The sequence below is a fragment of the Vibrio sp. FF145 genome, from assembly GCF_041439075.1.
Taxonomy (GTDB): domain Bacteria; phylum Pseudomonadota; class Gammaproteobacteria; order Enterobacterales; family Vibrionaceae; genus Vibrio; species Vibrio tasmaniensis_A.
This window is the reverse complement of record NZ_JBGONH010000046.1, coordinates 1-18,662: the sequence shown is the minus strand read 5'-3', so window position 1 is coordinate 18,662 and position 18,662 is coordinate 1. Positions and strand designations below refer to the sequence as shown.

The window sequence follows — 18,662 nt, the reverse complement described above, 5'->3', positions numbered from 1 at the left end:
GTAGAAATGAACCACAAGAGCTGCCCGAGGGTTCGGCTAAAATCGTTTTATGCTTTGTTGAAGAATATTTGCTTAGAATGACTAGGCTACATACTCTTCGCCGCGCCTAAAACGATTTTATCTCGAACAAAACTTAACCACGAAAGGTCAACAGCCCCTAGTCATCAACCCTAAACATCAGATGTAAATTGAACCCAATTAATTCAAACGATCTCACCCTCAAACCACACGAATAAAAAAACCGAGCAACTCGCAACGAGTTACTCGGTTTGACTTATTTCCGATGTTTCAGTCGTTGTTGGTATCAACGATACGATTTTTCAATCACGACTGAATTTCAATATGATGCTTCGTTCCCGCAAAGCACCACATCAATACATGCCCTCGTTAAACAGCATGTATGTTAATCATTTACAGTTGAGCAAATGACCCTTCCCACGAGTATGTCTCACCCGCGAACTCAACTGTGTGAGTTGCTTGCTGCGTGTCTTCAGCTTGGTTTGAAATACCGTAATGGTAAGTGTTACCAGAAGTAGTCTGAATGCGAACAACAGTCCCGACACTGTTATGGCCCACAACAGACACTGATTTAACCAGACCACGAGCGCCTACAGAGGCTTCGATAGACTCGTTAAAGTAACCATGCGTTTCTAGTACAGAAGCAAACACGTGGTTTTGACCAGACTGACGTAAGATAAGCGCAGGCTCACTCTTAAGGTTAAAGTCTGGATCGTTAGCACCAGTGCGAGCAAAGATTACTTCACTGCCCGCATTCGCGCTGGTTACTAGGCTGTAGTAGCTGCTGTCATGTAGCCAGCTCACCAGAGAGCCCTCTTGGTTCACTTTGCCTGAAGCAACGTTCCATAAGTGCTGGTAACCGTTGTCTTCACCTAGCGGCTTCAGCGTGCTTTCGATGTTGTAGTCGAAGTCAGTACGGATGATTTGACCCGAGTGGTGAACGGGTAGGTCGTACTGGTGTTCAGCGTCAGCTTCGATGCGGTATACATCTATAACTAGTGGCTTCTCGAACTCAGGAAGTTCAGCAAGAATCACGCTGCGTTGCATGTCTACGCCGGTGTAGTACTCAGAAATTGTGCCGCTCATACCTTGCAGAGACTGGTCGTCTGCTACGAAGAAGTGCTTCTGACCAAACTTAGATTCAGCCAATGCCGTATCGAAGTTGTTCTGTGTTTTCTGATCAACCGTTACTGTGTTGTGAGCAACTGTCTGCTTACAGTAAGACTTGTTCTCTGGGATGTAACGACCGCCAAACTTAGGCTCAACGTTTACCCAGCGACCGAAGCCGTAATCGTGCAGCACTTCGTGGCCACGGTTGAATACGCTTAGGTGTAGCCCATCGTAGTGACCGTGGTCTAGCGCAGAGTGGTACTGGTGATCGCTGCCGTGTTGACCAAACCAAATCAACGCCATCGTGTCGTCGTCTTGTTCGTCACGGTGACGAAGAATGCTTACGCCGCCTTTTTCGCCTTCAGGGCCGTCCGTTACAAACAGGCTACCCCAGTTGAATGCTTTGATGTCGTCTGCTGCATTGACAGCGTCAGATAGCGTTTTACCTGAAGCATGGACCCAAACATCTTGTTGGTGATTAGCCATACCAAGTAAAGTTTCAGTCTGCTCATAGCGGTGGTAACACACAGACGTTGCCATAATAACGCCTTCATCGTTAATAGAAATCGTCTTCGATGAATCGTTCAGAGCTGGCAATGTACCGTCTGGGAATGCCGTTTTGAATACCGCGTAAGACGTTGTCTTGATCACTGAGTCGTTGAATTCGTAAATACCAAGATCTGGCTGACGACGTTCAATCGCTTCTGCGAACAAGTAGATTGGACGTAGTGAGAAACGGTGGTAGTAAGGACCTTCCATGTAGTAGCCGTCTGGCGAAAACAGTTGGTCAAGTTGCGCTAAGAAACCGCCGCTTACTTTGTCGAGTTTCAGGCCGTAAAGCGCTTTGTCTACTGACTCTTGATCGTTGATTGCGTAACCACAGATACCGACTGCAGCCACTGCCCATAAACCGTGGTTGTGTACGATATCGAAGTCGTGTGCGTAAGTAACAACAAACATTTCGATCATTTGCTTAAGAAGATCGTCTTCAATCAGACGCTTTTGTTCTTCAGAAATGGTGTGGTAGATGCAGCTGTACGCACAAGAAGCGTAAAGCATCCACATGTTTTCGTTCAACGTTTGGTGGAACAGCTTACCCGGAGGGTTAGAGTCACGGCTTACGTTACTTTCAAGTGTTGGGTACACCGTCGCGTACGCAGTTAACATATCAACGATGTAATCACGGTACTTTGTTTCCTCAGTGATAAGGAACAAACGACCCGCTAGATCCATGTGGATGTAGTTTTGTTTATGACGGTTATGTTCGTAGCCGCCGCCTTCACCGTGACCTGGAACTTCAATGCCAACTTCCGCCATGTAAGCGTCAGTTTGTTTAATATCGCGAGTCAGTGCGTTACCTAAAAGGCTATCCTTGCCAAGTTCTTTACGAAGCTCTGCTGCTTCCTCAAAGTTAAGTAAAAGTGGTTGATAGCTCATTATTATTTCCCCTGCTCTGCTGTACTTGCTAATTCTGGGTTTAAAATTGTTTCTACTGAGTAGAAGCCTGTCCAGCTGTATACTTTACCGTTCAGTTCTACTTTGTGTTCAGTGCTCTCAGTCGCACCAAGTTGGTTGCTGATCATCACTGTCACATTTGACTTCTCTGTGGTGATTTCGACGACTGAACCGACGTTTGTATGCGCTACAACCTTGATGTCTTTCACAACGCCGCGAGCATTTACTGATTGTTCGAACTCTTCGTTAAAGTAACCGTGCGTTTCTAGAACAGAAGCGAACAGTGTTGTTTCGCCTTTGCTACGTAAAATGAATGCAGGCTCTGAACGTAGGTTGAAGCTTGGATCGTTAGCACCAGTGCGAGTAAAGACAACTTCAGCATTGTCGTTAGACGTTGCGCCTAGCCAAGTGTAGTACGTGTTGTTTTGTAGCCAGCTCACAAGTGCTGTGCCCTTGACTTCACCACTTGCGACGTTCCATAAGTGTTGATAACCGAAATCGCTGCCTAGCGTGTTTAACTCTTTGTTTGCTTGGTATTCAAAGTTAGTGCGAACAATCTGACCTGCATATTGGTGTGAGTAGTCGTATTGGTGCTCGCCTTCGCCGCCTTTTGTAGAGTCTAAGCGGTAAAGGTCTAACAATAGCGGAGATTCAAGCTCTTCAAGGTTTAACATGAACACGCTGCGTTGCATGTCAAAACCTTGGTAGTGATCGTTAGCAAATGCACTCATGCCGTTGATTTTCTCGTCTTCTACTTTAAAGAAGTGAGGCAAGCCGTGTACTGAGTCTGCACGCTCAACGTCAAAGTTATTCTGACATTTTTCATCAATGGTTACTGCATTATGAGCAATCGTTTGACGTGCGTAAGATTTGTTTTCATCTAGGTAACGACCGCCGAATTTTGGCTCAACGTTCACCCAACGGCAGAAGCCGTATTCACGTAGCACTTCTTGACCTCGGTTGAAGAAAGAAATACCCAGCGTATCGAAGTTGCCGTGACCCATGCCGTGTTGGCCGTAGTTCATCACTAACTGAGAAACGTCGCCTTTCTTATCCTGCATGCGGATAAAACCTTGCGCGCCGTTGTGACCTTCAGGGCCTTCGTTCAATTCAACACTTGGCCAGAAAGGCATGCCGATTTCTTTTTCAACAGAAGCCGCTTCGTATGCTTTAGATAACTCAAGACCACATGGGTGCATCCATACTGCGTCTTGAATCTTCGCCATACCAAGAATGTTTTGATCTACGCCGTTTTCTGAAGAGTAATGTTTGCTGTAAACACTGACGGCAACTTGAACACCCATGTCTGTGATGCCCATTGTGCGAGATGCATCGTTCAGAGCCGGGAATTCACCGTTCGGGTACGCTGTCGCCAGCATTGCTTGTACTGTGTTACCAATCACGCCGCCTTTGTAGTTGTAGATATCAACTTCAGGCATATGACGGTGAATCACTTCAGCGAACACACACGTTGGGCGAATCGCGTAACGGTGGTAGTAAGGACCTTCCATGTAATAACCAGAAGGTGCAAACAGTTGAGAGATTTGAGCTAGAAAGCCGCCAGTATCGTTACGGTCGATGCCGTACACTGACATTTCAAGGTACTCGCGCTTGCCTAGAGCAAGACCACAGATACCCACAGCGGCTACTGCCCAAATACCGTGGTTGTGAATGCGGTCGAAGTCGTGTGCGTATTTAACCGTAAACATTTCTAGCATTGGTTCGAAAATGCGCGATTCAATGTTGTCACGCTGCTCTTGTGTCAGTGTTGAAGCAACACAAGAGTAAGCCAAGCTTGAGAACATTAACCAGCAGTGTTCGTTCAAGATTTGGTGGAACAAACGACCTGTAGGGTTAGTGTTTTTCTGTACGTGGTAATCAAACGTTAGATATTTGTCCGCGTACTCTTCTAGTAGTTCTGTAACAAAGTCAGCGTACTTTTGCTCTTTAGTGATCAAGAACATGCGACCAGCTAAGTTCATGTACGTGTAGTTTTGCTTATGGCGGTTATGCTCGTAACCACCCGCTTCTCCGTGACCAGGAACATCAATAGGTAAGCACATGAACGCTTCTAGGTCTTTCGCGTTCGCTGCAATGGTTTTGCCCATTAAGCTAGAACGGCCCACTTCAAGGTGAAGTTGCTCTATTTCTGCTTCAGTCAACAATACTGGTTTAGTCGTCATATTCTTTGTCACCCTCAATAAAGAGTTTATCGGTTTAAACTTTGATTAAATTTTCAAACTCCATATAAAGTAATACAATATTAGCTTTAATTGTACCTGTTCGTCGCAAAATGATGAGAAGAATCACATAAACCCGCATAAGCCATTGATATGAATAGATAACACTAAATATCAGGCATTTGTTAAGTTGTTGATTTATTTGCGATATATAAAGTATCGCTTGATCAATATCACACAACTCTAGATATATTGTATTACAATTAACCTCATTCCCTTATGATGAACACAGTTAAGTAACACTTAAAAGATTTAAACAGATTAGGAGATACACAATGAACTCTTTCTTTATTCTAGATGAAAACCCATGGGAAGAATTGGGCGGTGGTATCAAGCGTAAAATCGTCGCGTACACTGACGATCTTATGGCTGTACACCTATGTTTTGATAAGGGCGCAATTGGCCATCCTCATACTCACGAAATTCACGACCAAATCGGTTATGTTGTTCGTGGTAGCTTCGAAGCTGAAATCGAAGGTGAAAAGAAAGTGCTTAAAGAAGGCGATGCTTATTTCGCGCGTAAACACATGATGCACGGCGCCGTTGCTCTAGAGCAAGACAGCATCCTTCTTGATATCTTCAATCCTGCGCGTGAAGATTTCCTAAAATAATAACTAGCGCAACCTCAGTTGCTAAGGTAAGCATATGAAATCATTAAACATCGCGGTCATTGGCGAGTGCATGGTTGAGCTACAACAGAAAAAAGACGGGCTTCAGCAGAGTTTTGGTGGCGATACACTGAATACAGCACTTTACTTGTCTCGCTTAACAAAAGAACAAGATATCAACACGAGCTACGTAACAGCACTAGGCACTGACCCATTCAGTACCGACATGTTAGAAAAGTGGCAAGCGGAAGGTATCGACACTAGCTTAATTGCTCAGCTTGATCACAAACAACCAGGACTTTACTACATCGAGACCGATGAAACTGGTGAACGCAGTTTCCACTACTGGCGTAATGATGCTGCAGCAAAATTCATGTTTGACCAGCAAGACACGCCTGCTCTACTTGATAAGCTATTTTCTTTTGACGCGGTTTACCTAAGTGGTATTACGCTTGCTATCTTGACAGAGAACGGACGCACGCAGCTATTCAGCTTCTTAGACAAATTCAAAGCTCAAGGCGGCCAAGTATTCTTCGACAATAACTTTCGTCCAAAACTTTGGGAAAGCCAACAAGAAGCGATTTCTTGGTACTTGAAGATGCTTAAGTACACCGACACAGCGCTACTTACGTTCGATGACGAGCAAGAGCTGTATGGCGACGAAAGCATTGAACAGTGTATTGCACGTACGTCTGAGTCTGGAGTGAAAGAGATCATCATTAAGCGTGGCGCGAAAGACTGCCTAGTGGTTGAAAGCCAAAGTGCTCAGTACGTTGCACCAAACCCAGTAGACAGCATCGTTGATACAACAGCGGCTGGCGATTCGTTCAGTGCAGGCTTCTTGGCTAAACGCTTGAGCGGTGGCAATGCGCGTGATGCAGCATTAGCAGGTCACATTGTGGCAGGGACTGTGATTCAGCATCCAGGTGCTATCATTCCTCTAGAAGCGACCCCTGATTTGTCTCTATAATTGCGCACTTTAACTATTAATCAAGGGTTTGCTTAGTTGAAAGCAGACCCATTATTAACGTGAGAAAGAATTCATGACTACATTAAATGAACAACTAGCAAACCTAAAAGTAATCCCTGTAATCGCTATCAACCGTGCTGAAGATGCCATCCCCCTAGGCAAAGCACTGGTTGAAAACGGCATGCCATGTGCAGAAATCACACTACGTACAGAATGTGCAATCGAAGCGATTCGCATCATGCGTAAAGAGTTCCCTGACATGCTAATCGGTTCAGGTACTGTACTGACTAACGAGCAAGTTGACGCATCTATTGAAGCTGGTGTTGATTTCATCGTAAGCCCAGGTTTCAACCCGCGCACTGTTCAATACTGTATCGATAAAGGCGTTGCTATTGTACCGGGTGTTAATAACCCGAGCCTAGTTGAGCAAGCAATGGAAATGGGCCTTCGCACGTTGAAGTTCTTCCCTGCTGAGCCTTCTGGCGGTACTGGTATGCTTAAAGCACTAACCGCTGTTTACCCTGTTAAATTCATGCCTACTGGCGGCGTAAGCTTGAAGAATGTAGATGAATACCTATCGATCCCTTCTGTACTTGCATGTGGCGGTACTTGGATGGTTCCAACTAACCTTATCGACGAAGGTAAGTGGGACGAACTAGGCAAGCTTGTTCGTGACGCTGTCGAGCTAGTCAATAGATAGGTTCGCGTTAACCGGCTGCACTTGTTCAACGACGAAAGCGAGCTCTGTGCTCGCTTTTTTATTACGTGATATAAAGTGGACACACCTATTTTATTTTTAACCATACTTATTAGAGTTTTGTCACTTCTCAATCAACACGCTCGCTCAACTAATCCCTATAACCACATGGATATTTGTATTATTATTTTAAATACTTACTTTCAAGCATTTATCCGACGACAACGATGAAGTTTGAAATAATTGCAAAAAATTAAGCTCTTAAACGGCTTTAAGTGCCATCTATGATGAAATAAACATGCGCCCCAGATCACGCTAAAGACATATTGTAGTACAAATAAACATGCGGAAGGAGTAATCTAGGTGTCAGTTAATTATGAAACTTAAAAGGCTGAAAAGATGACTATTGATACTTTTGTTGTTCTCGCCTACTTCTTCTTTTTAATCGCGATTGGTTGGATGTTCCGTAAGTTCACCACCTCTACAAGTGATTACTTCAGAGGGGGCGGCAAAATGTTGTGGTGGATGGTTGGTGCAACCGCCTTCATGACACAGTTTTCAGCATGGACGTTTACAGGTGCCGCAGGACGCGCGTTCAATGACGGTTTCGTTATTGTAATCCTATTCTTAGCCAATGCTTTTGGCTACTTCATGAACTATATGTACTTCGCTCCAAAGTTCCGCCAACTTCGTGTGGTAACGGCGATCGAAGCCATTCGTCAACGCTTTGGTAAAACGTCTGAACAGTTCTTCACATGGGCAGGTATGCCTGACAGTCTTATCTCTGCAGGTATCTGGCTAAACGGTCTCGCTATCTTCGTAGCTGCTGTATTCAACATCCCAATGGAAGCAACCATTGTGGTAACGGGTATGGTTCTAGTATTGATGGCAGTAACAGGCGGCTCTTGGGCGGTTGTTGCTTCTGACTTCATGCAAATGCTTGTAATCATGGCCGTGACAATCACTTGTGCGGTTGCGGCTTACTTCCACGGTGGTGGCTTAACTAACATCGTTGCTAACTTCGACGGCGACTTCATGTTAGGTAACAACCTAAACTACATGAGCATCTTCATCCTTTGGGTTGTGTTCATCTTCGTGAAGCAATTCGGTGTAATGAACAACAGCATCAACGCTTACCGTTACCTATGTGCAAAAGACAGTGAAAACGCACGTAAAGCGGCAGGCCTAGCATGTATCCTTATGGTTGTTGGTCCACTAATTTGGTTCCTACCACCATGGTACGTAAGTGCATTCATGCCTGAGTTCGCATTAGAGTACGCTTCTATGGGTGATAAAGCGGGAGATGCTGCTTACCTAGCATTCGTACAGAACGTAATGCCAGCAGGTATGGTTGGTCTTCTTATGTCAGCAATGTTCGCTGCAACGATGTCTTCTATGGATTCAGGTTTGAACCGTAACGCTGGCATCTTTGTAATGAACTTCTACAGCCCGATTCTTCGTCAAAATGCGACTCAGAAAGAGCTGGTTATTGTAAGTAAGCTAACGACTATTATGATGGGTGTTATCATCATCGCGATTGGCTTGTTCATTAACTCTCTACGTCACTTGAGCTTGTTCGATATCGTAATGAACGTAGGTGCGTTAATTGGCTTCCCAATGCTTATCCCTGTACTACTTGGTATGTGGATTCGTAAGACGCCTGACTGGGCTGGTTGGTCTACTCTCGTGGTTGGTGGTTTCGTTTCTTACATCTTCGGTATCTCGCTTCAAGCAGAAGACATCGAGCACCTATTCGGTATGGAAACAGCGCTTACTGGCCGTGAATGGAGCGACTTGAAAGTAGGTCTTAGCTTAGCTGCTCACGTAGTGTTTACTGGTGGTTACTTCATGCTAACTTCTCGCTTCTACAAAGGCCTATCGCCTGAACGTGAGAAAGAAGTTGACCAACTATTCACTAACTGGAACACACCATTAGTAGCGGAAGGTGAAGAGCAACAAAACCTAGATACTAAACAGCGTTCAATGCTTGGTAAGCTTATCAGCACAGCAGGTTTCGGTATCCTAGCAATGGCTCTGATTCCAAACGAACCAACAGGACGCTTGTTGTTCCTACTATGTGGTTCGATGGTACTAACCGTTGGTATCCTACTGGTTAATGCGGCCAAAAACCCTGCAAAAAAGCTAAATGATGGAGCGATTCTCAAATAGTATAGAGAAAGAACACTATTCGCTTAGCTGATATAACACATAAAATAGTGCCCATGCTTTCCCCCGACAGCATGGGCTTTTTGTTGTTTTATCGAGGCTATTGTTTTATCGAGGCTATTGGTTTATCGGGGCTCATTCAGCAAGATTTAATAAAAAATAGGCCAGCATTGCTGGCCTATTTCGTTATGGTTTAATTATTCACTTCTAATCACTAGCGCTTATCAATTGAGCGTTAACCGTGAGTCATAACATTCTGCTGTACTAGCGCATCCAGAATATCAGAAGGCATGGTGCCATTTAACGTCAGCTGAGGCGCAAGATCTTCAACCACAATCACTTGTTCTGTCGTGCCTAAGCCATCAGGGTTAATCGTAAGTTCAATATCATCCCCGTCAACCTTCGCATCAATGTGTTGCAGCAGTGTTGTTATATCTGGTGAGGCACTTTTCAGCTCAGGTAACACTTCTCTTAGATCGAGTTGGTCTCCTTCAGATAAGCTAAAGTCGGTAATCGTATCTTCGACACCATCTTCGATGTTGAACCAAACAAACGAATCCATACCGTCGCCACCAGTCAGAATATCGGAACCGCCACCACCAATGAGCGTGTCGTTACCATCACCGCCAACTAACGTATCGTTACCCGAACCACCTTCCAGACGATCATTTCCAGATCCCGCTGTCAGGTCGATATTGCCAGCCCCTGCCAATAACTGAACATCGTCGGTTTCTGTAGCTAAATCGATATCAACACCGTTAGACACAATGTTCAAGTTGAGGTCTATCGAAGCCGATGTTGCAGTATCGCTGTTACCTAGCTCTTCTGAAACCGCCTCCACTTTGAGTGTGTAGCTTCCCGGCGTATCAGAAAGTCCGACCACTTTCACAGTGTCAATCGCATCCGCCGTAGCAATCCAAATACCACTACCGACATCAGTCACTGAACCCACATCACTCGTAATTTGAGCACCAGCAGGCACATCACTGATACGTAGCGTTAGCTCTTCCGTAATATCGGTCAAGGCTGCAATAATACCAACCAAAGGAACGCCACTAGCGCTTACAGACTGGTTAGCGGTGATATTTCTGACGTAGTTAGACGCAGTATCAATCGACAAGGTCGGCGCATTCGCCACAGGAGTCACTGCTATATCATAGATAACTGGCGTGGTTTCAATGACGATACCAGAAGGGTTTCCGCTATCTTTCGCGATGACTTCCAAGCCAATGCTATTGGTTGGAGACAGGCTCGCATCCAGATAAACACCCGCAGGGCTAGTCGGTGTGTCAATCAATGCATTTAGGTCGCTCAACGTACCTACTAAGATAACCGAACCTGTGTTGTTGCCATTCACCATCACAGTTGTCACGGCAGGCAGCGACACATTTAACGTTCCGTAATCCACCGTCAAAGTGACCGTCATCAAGTCATTAGAAAATGAATCAACATAATCAGGATCACTGACATTGATGCCACTCAGCAGCTGACCCGATTCTTCATCAATAAAATCAGTGACATTGTCACCATTAACAACAGGTGTATCGTTAACACCTTGTACCACAACGCTGATTTCCGCGGTATCCGTTAAGAAATCATTTGAGCCATTGGTTGTACCGTTATCTTCTACTGTATAGGTGAATGTAACATCGCCATTGTAATCATCAGCTGCCGTGAATACCCAGTATGGGCCATTAATCGAATTGTCATCCGCCCCACCAACGTTCTCAAACTTCTGAATTTGCCCCTGACCTTGATCGATTTCGACCTTAGTTACCGTAATGGCATGCCCCTCAGGGTCTGTCGTCGCTGTAATCAGGTCTTCAGCTTTGATGATTAGCTGACCTTCTTCAAGCATGGTGCCCAAATCAATATCGGTTGCCACTGGTTGGTCGTTAACTTCTGTAACTACAAGGCTGATTTCCGCACTGCCCACTTTGAAGTCCGGCGAACCGTCGGTTGTACCATCATCGATAATGGAGTAATTGAATTTGACGTCTCCATTATAATCATCAGCTGCCGTGAACACCCAGTATGGGCCATTAATCGAATTGTCATCCGCCCCAGCAATGTTCTCAAACCTCTGAAGCTGACCTTGACCTTGATTTTGAGTAAGGCTGATATCTGTTACGGTAAGGTTATGATTTTCGATATCAGAGCTTGCCGTAATCAAGTCACCCTCAACAATCACGATTTGGCCATCTTCCGGAATCGAGCCCAAATCAACATTGGCCGCTATCGGAGCATCATTATATTCCGTCACTTTAATAGTGAAGGTAGTTTGATTCGTTTGAGCGGTATTCGGATCACCCGCATCAATCAAACCGTTATTACCACCGTCATCGATCGTAGCATTAATGGTCACTAACCCACCCTGATTGAGATAGTTCTGATCCGGGTCCGGTTTGAACGTAACCTCGCCATTAGTTAGCGCTGCATTGATGTCAGCTTCTTTACCTGTCATGACAAGTGAGCCATCAGCCTGCAATACAAATGTCACACCATTGGATTGAGTGCTTGGGAGTACAAACTCGCCCTGTGCACCCGGCAGTGTTTGGTCAACTTTTAGCGTCAGTACATACGGTGCATCTGGATTATCAAAGTTTGCGTCGATATCGTAGATACTAAAGTTGTTGATTGCCACACCAGTAGAGTCTTCTGTCGTTTCAAGGTTAGTCACATTGACAAAGGTCGGTTGATCGTTGATAGGATCAATCACTAAATCAACATTGAAACTCGTTGGTGTGCCTAAATGCTCCGTGTTATCAGCATCTGTATCCACAGAACGAACGGTAATCTGCAGTGGACCATTAATACCCAAAGCATTACCTGTATCACTATTATGTTCGCCAGAGTTAAATACGATCTTATCTAACGACTGAGCTGGAACGTTTAGTGTCCAGAGTTGCGTCGCTGGATCATAGCTACCTATAGTGGTTCCGTCAGGGTAGTAGATAGAAGCATCTTGAGGAACACCTGCCACTTCGACTCGAAGGGTTTCGGGTGCATTTTCGGTATACGTTCCGCTTCCTGTGGCCGACAACTCTTTATCTAAAATAGTCGCATTGATTTCGATATCAATATTCTGCCCTTCGTTGCCTGTTACAGAGTCCGTAGGATTGGTATCAACATCGTCACCAACAGGCACCACATGTAGTTTGAAGCTTGGTAAGTTTGCAGCCGCAGTCGGTACGCCAAGTAGCGACTCTTGAGTGAACACTTCAACACCAAACTCAGCAGTACCACTGAAGTTTTTAGGCGGTAAAATCGAAATTTCACTTAAGTCGAATGAAAGCCCAGAAGCTTGAGGCAATTGAACACTCCACTCACCACCACCGTTGTTTTTCACAGTGTAAGCAGAACCAGCATCTACACGCATCTGGAAGCCATCAGGTACATCGGTGAACTTAATCGATACAAACTGTTCTGATCCATCAAGGTCAGTCAGTGCAATCGATACAGGTCCTGTACCTGACAAGGAAATAAGCTGGTCTTCGTTGCCGGTAATCTCGATTACATCAGGATCACTACCCGGTCCAGAGACATGTACATCATCAACAACCGGAACAACATCAAAACGAACACTTGTATTGAAGGTATCGGAGTCGGTTGCAGTGCCTACCGGAAAAGCAGAATCATTGTAGGTTGCGGTATCTGTAACTGTACCACTTACATTAATCTGCACTTGGTTAATATCATTTCCAGTTGGGTAGTTTTCTATCGCCCTAAAGAGGACATTATCGAGCGCCCCCGCCGCGATTTCAGCTTGATTAAACGTGACTGAGGTACCAAGTGAGGTACCCGTATTGTCATAGAATGCCCCTATTGAAGGGTCATCCAACGTCAAAGTAATGGATGTAAACGCCTCTTGCCCCCCTTCGACGCCTGATACCTGATCCGAAATAGTCGAATTGAAGTCGAGTTGAATGTAGGTGTCTTCGTAACCCACCGGATCTTGTCCAGCCTGACCGTCGTTATCAACAGGATTAAAGGCATCATCAAGCGAACCGACGACATTCACCTCAATCGTAGGGTCCGTCTCCGCATCTGGCGCGACTTTGATGACGACGTCGGTAACTAACGTTTTCTCATCACCAGAGAGCGTATCTTTGGTCACTATGGTTAGAGGTAATCTAAAGTCACCCGAGTAATCGGCAGGCAAGTTAAGTAACAGCCCTGAGAAATCAGTTGGAACGCCCTGTTCAACGGTTGTCTCAAATACATATTTTCCATTAACAAAATCGACTTCACTGCTTCCCGCTAAACTAATTGGGAAAGTGCCTCCTGGGTTAATGGTCACGGAGTCATCAATGATAATGGTCACTTGGTCTACCGAAGCATCTTCTCCAGAGAAAGTGATCACACCATTTAGTACTGCACCTAAATCAAGTTGCGTGTCTTCGATAGCGTCGACAACACTATTAGCATCCATTGTAATGTTAGCTGCAACCTCGCCTCCCCCAACAAGTACTTCTGGAAATGATAATGTCACTTCGCCTTCCCGAATAACGGCAGGAGATGACTCAACCTCAACACCATCACCGCGATCAACCACCGTACTAAAGATAGTCATCTTGATGTCATTGAATACGTCTGGAAGATTAGAAATAGGAGGGAAACCAAGACCATTAGGAGCACTGATACTAAACAAGTCCTCATTCGTCACAACCCAACGACCATCGCCTTCATAAGCCGCGCCAATAACGAGTAATTGATTCAATACGTCATCTGATAATGGAGTCTTATTCGGGTCATTATTCGTTAATTGAATAACCAGTTGGTCGACTTCCTCAATAGCAGATGATGCATCGGTTTCTTGATATCGAATAACAAATTCATCCGTGGCGGACGGATTGTCGCTGTTGGTTGTAAACTTGAGTACACCAGTCAAAGGATCGGCGCTCACCGTACCCAAAGAACCAGTTCCAGCCACGTCGTCGACGATAAGCTGATTATCGATGCCATCATGAGTCTCAACAACGGGTCTTACGATAACATTGATCGTACCTTTAACCGTCGCAGTCGCAATACCCTCACCTGGGTTAGAAGAGTCCACATATTCGTGATCACGCTCCTCAACGTCTACCTCTGTCGTCAATGTGAAATCAACGCTAGAGTCCGTTGGCGGAGTCATTTGAATAAAGTTATTCGCTAGTGCAATTTGGGTAAATTGTTCCGGCGTCTGATTCGCGTCTTTAGGGGTAATCGTTAACGTACCCGCACCATCATTCACAACAGTCACATCACCATTTACGGTGGGTGTGACACCCGGTGGAATACCGAAAATCTTAATTGAAGTGAAATGCTCATCTGAGTCGATATAGTCAACGCCTTCAGGATGCCAATCGATGTTGATAGCAGTATCTTCGTTCCCGTTTGTGACGTTGTTGTAGGTTGTTGAGGTATCGATGATAGGCTCAACCAACACTCGAATTTCTTGATCAAAAGAAAGTGTGTGACCGTCGTTTTCCGTTACGATCACTTTGCCTTGAATATGGATATTCTCGGTCGAAGAATCGACAGGTCGAATACGAATACCTGACGTTGTACCCGCCTCGGTAATGTTGGCTTCGTAGATAGGTTTTGATAAATCAGGGCTACCGCCAGGTCCGGTTTCGTAACCCACAAAGTTAAGATCAATAACCGTACCGTCACCATCCTCGATTATAACGCCATCAGGAATACCCGATAAGATGACCGTTATTGATTCGGAACCATCGTCCGGTAATGGTGTAGTGCCTGAAGCCGGCTTTCTCTCACCCGACAATACCGTGAAGTCAAGCAGAGCAAAGCTGTCGCCGTTTTGACTCTCTTGAATCGTCGTTTGAACGCCGCTTGCAGTACCATCTGTAATTGCGGTCCAATCGGTACCATTCGTCCCACCATAAGGTGTGTCAGCAACCCCTTTCACTTCAACGTTAACCGTTTTAGTACCGAGTATTTCTACATCGACTTGTTGTGGGTTGGTTGACAGGTTTGCAGTGTCCTTCACTACACCTGTAACATCAAAAGTGAAATCCACATTGCTGTGTTTAGTTGGAACCACCTCAACATTAGCCAAATCGGAATACGCTATTTCGTGGTAATTGGTACCACTGACAATAGGAACTACCGTGGTTGTACCTACGAAGTAAAGCACTGCGCCTTCTGTAATATTGCTGATGCGAACAAACAGTTCTTCAGAGCCATCCGTATCGACCGACCCTGTCATGGTAATGACTTCGTCTAGCGTGAATGCATCTTTGTTATCCAAAGGCCCAAGGTAGTCGGGATTATCAATATTGTCTTCGTTGATTTGAATGCGATTAACACTGAACTTTCCAGCATCCGCGTCAGCGGTGACATCAATAATGATGTTTTGCTCTACAGAACGAGCCTTAGTTTTATCATTTGCCCCACCGTTAGCAGTATCTTCATAAGGATTCAGTGTTTCCTCTGTAACCGCTGTTGCTTCGAACTCTATCTGACCCGAGAAATTATCAATAGGGTTAACCACGGTGGTGTTAATGTCTTCTGCCGCTATTTTATATACACCACCCGCCGTCAGCGTAAGCACATTGCCGTCTTTATCAAGAAGCTCAAACTTTCCGTCACCTTCAACAACTTTCAACTCATAAGTGATCGTTTCAGTTTGGCTACTATCTTGTGATACTGCGTTTAGCTGCAACGTGACGTTGTCTTCATCTTCATCTTCATCTTCATCTTCATTGACTTGATACTGATAAGTGCTGTTACCATCATCCCAAGTTGCAATATCCGCTACCGCTTCAATCTCGATTTTGAAACTTGAGTTTACTTTGTGGTCAAGAGTGCCTCCATTATCGATCTCCAATTGATAGCGGATCTCAACGCCATTACTATCTGAACCATAGTTTTGGTCAGGAACGAAATAAAGGTTTTCGATGGTTGCAATGGTTTGTCTTACTTCACTTGGGTTTAAAGCATAGCTTTGTTGCATTTGAGGCGGTCCAAATAATATTTGACCGTTAGTTTCAGGCGTTAACTTGTGATACTCACCACCCTCAAAGTAATAGAACGTGCCTCTATGGTTACTGTTTTTTATAATCAGTTGACCGATAGACTCGCTGTTATCCCTGTCATTCAGGTTAACCTGAAGCGCAACTTGAGCTGGTGCATTAGGTAATCCGCTTTGGTTGTCTTGTATATTTTCAAGAATCGGAGCATCACCTGCAGCATATGGTATTGTTGAGTCTCTACCCGCATCCTCAAAGGTGGTCACTGTCAGCGCGATTTTCGACGAATTCCTATCCGTAATAGTGATGTCCAAGGGTGTCGATGACGTATCTGAATCGCCATCCTTCGCTGTTACATTAATAGAGAAATTAATTTCATCACCAACATGCTCTAAGTAATTATTGGCTCTAAACTCAATCTCACCATTTGAGTTTATTTTCAGTCTACCCAGTTCTCGAGGATCAACAGAGCCATTAATTTGCTCGTAAACTCGAATCTGTTGGCTACCACTAATTAAATCGAAGTCACTACTGTAAGACCCACTGTTCCCTGAACGGAAAACAATTCCACTTCCGTCAAATGCCTCAATTTTGCTCAGTACCGCACCATCGGCACCGACATCTGTAGCATCAGCAAACATATCGACTATAGAGCCGCGATAACCCTGACCTTCAACACGAGTAATCGATTGTGTTGTCACTAATGGAACATCATCCGTCACCGTGATCTTCAGATCGATCGCATTCGCTTGGTCTTGATCAAAATCTTCAGCAACGATTGAGAAATCAAGATCTATCGTGTTCTCGCTTGCACCGTCAGGGTGCTTCAGTGGTTTAAATAATTCGAATTGATAGCTGTTATCAGAGGTATCGAAAATAATCTCGAACACGGCTTCATTGCTGGTCACAGTTTGAGCAACGTATGTGAATTTTGTGCCGCTTTGTGAAACAGCTAGCCACTCTAAGCTTTCTCCATCGGAGGTTAAACCGGTCAAGACTAAATCTTCATCAACCAATTCATACTTCACAACGCCATCGGCACCTTCATCGACGGTGAACAGTCCATTGATAATGGTGTCGTCAGATTGATCCGAACCTATGCCTGAAAGGTCGTCTTCATCGACAACCGTTTCGCCCGTCGGCGGCGTCATTACTGGAACATCATCAATGACTTGAATTGGTAGTTGATACTGGTTGGAGTCATCGCCATCACCGTCTACCGCCACAACATTAAATGGTATGGTTAGGTCATTTGATCCAGTAGCGTGATTTAGAGGGCCAAGTAAAGTGAATGTGTATGACCCATCGTTACCAAGTGCAAGAGTAAAAATCGGAGTCCCGCTCGTGGTCGCACCTTGGTAGGTGGTTGTGTTCGCAGCCCCAGTGACCTCAGTGATCGAAATCGCTTCATTGCCTGATGTCAGAGTAGTTTCTAGGTCAGAGATGTTACGTAGCTCATAAGCCTCAACTTGGTCTGCACCTTCAGTGGTCACAAACGAGCCTGTCGCTTGAGCCACAACAGAGCCTAAATCATCTTCATCAACAACAAACGTACTCGCGACTGTTGTATCCGTAATGACGGGTACATCATCAGTAATAGTCACCGTAAGAGGCTTAATTACTGAATCCGTATTGTCTTGGTCGACCGCAATAACTGGCAAGGTGAAGATTTGAACGTTATTACCTTGCACAGGCAGGTGATCTAACTCTTCTAACAATGTGAAGGTATATTGACCAAGCACCAAACTATCAAAAGTGATGGTGAAAATGTCCGTTTGGACACCACCGTTTTCTACGAAGCCAATATAATTGTCGCTGTTTAGAGGATCTTCTTTTAGCTTAACAACCAGACCATCCGATTTTAGGTCCCCAGTTGTGTTGAACTGCGCAGTATCAATACGGAAGTGGTTCACATCATCACTACCAGATGTAAACGTCATTGTTCCGGTTTGAGTGACCGTTATGCTCGGAGAGGTGCCATCAAGCAAGTTTGCTTCAGCCAAGGCGACTGGTGGTATGTTATCAATAACAGGTGGAGCACCATCTGAAATGGTAAGCGTAACGGTCGACGTGACTTCGTCACCATCTTTATCTTCAGACATGACCGTAATAGTCTTAACAATATCGCCCCCTGAATGATTGAGGTTGCGATTAGGTTCGAAACGGACATCACCTTCCAGAGTGATATACAGTTTACCTTCAGCAACAGGGAAAACCTGCTCTCCGGTTGTCCCCTGAACTAACGTGTACACGTTGTTATCGTAAGTAAACTGGCTAATCGTTGCCCCGTCGGCACTTTGAACTGGCATCACATCAATGGTGTTAGTCGTTACCGTACCATCAGCAAGATTTGGTTCAGTAATACTCAGCGTTTGGTTTTGCATGCCTTGCACATCATCGCTGACCGTCACTTTCAGTGGCGAC

The 18,662-nt window shown here is 45.0% G+C and carries 7 protein-coding genes; 4 read left to right on the top strand and 3 right to left on the bottom strand.

Annotation, left to right across the window (positions count from 1 at the left end; all coding sequences use genetic code 11):
* Positions 1–411: 411 nt before the first annotated feature.
* Together ACED42_RS16445 and ACED42_RS16440 are read right to left on the bottom strand one after the other, a co-directional pair.
* Positions 412–2,565: a heparinase II/III family protein gene (locus ACED42_RS16445; RefSeq protein ID WP_009846520.1), complete on the bottom strand. Its 2,154-nt coding sequence runs from the start codon at positions 2,563–2,565 to the stop codon at positions 412–414.
* Positions 2,566–2,567: 2 nt separating this feature from the next.
* Positions 2,568–4,766 carry a heparinase II/III family protein gene (locus tag ACED42_RS16440; protein WP_029225577.1) on the bottom strand — a complete coding sequence of 733 codons (2,199 nt, stop codon included), beginning with the start codon at positions 4,764–4,766 and terminating at the stop codon, positions 2,568–2,570.
* 332 nt (positions 4,767–5,098) lie between these two features.
* Here ACED42_RS16440 and ACED42_RS16435 point away from each other — a divergent pair, with 332 nt between their 5' ends.
* The 4 genes from ACED42_RS16435 to ACED42_RS16420 all read left to right on the top strand — a co-directional run bounded on the left by ACED42_RS16435 (position 5,099) and on the right by ACED42_RS16420 (position 9,267).
* Positions 5,099–5,434: a cupin domain-containing protein gene (locus ACED42_RS16435; RefSeq protein WP_009846518.1), complete on the top strand. Its 336-nt coding sequence runs from the start codon at positions 5,099–5,101 to the stop codon at positions 5,432–5,434.
* A gap of 34 nt (positions 5,435–5,468) precedes the next feature.
* On the top strand, positions 5,469–6,401 hold the full coding sequence (locus tag ACED42_RS16430; protein WP_371703372.1) for a sugar kinase: 933 nt from the start codon (positions 5,469–5,471) through the stop codon (positions 6,399–6,401).
* Positions 6,402–6,474: 73 nt separating this feature from the next.
* Entirely contained in the window at positions 6,475–7,101 is a 627-nt protein-coding gene (locus tag ACED42_RS16425) for a bifunctional 4-hydroxy-2-oxoglutarate aldolase/2-dehydro-3-deoxy-phosphogluconate aldolase (RefSeq protein WP_009846516.1), read from the top strand.
* A gap of 396 nt (positions 7,102–7,497) precedes the next feature.
* Positions 7,498–9,267: a sodium:solute symporter family protein gene (locus ACED42_RS16420; RefSeq protein WP_009846515.1), complete on the top strand. Its 1,770-nt coding sequence runs from the start codon at positions 7,498–7,500 to the stop codon at positions 9,265–9,267.
* Positions 9,268–9,499: 232 nt separating this feature from the next.
* On the opposite strand, the gene ACED42_RS16415 is transcribed toward ACED42_RS16420, so the two are convergent.
* Positions 9,500–18,662 (bottom strand): cadherin-like domain-containing protein (locus ACED42_RS16415; protein ID WP_371703370.1); only part of this gene is annotated, 9,163 nt, incomplete at its 5' end.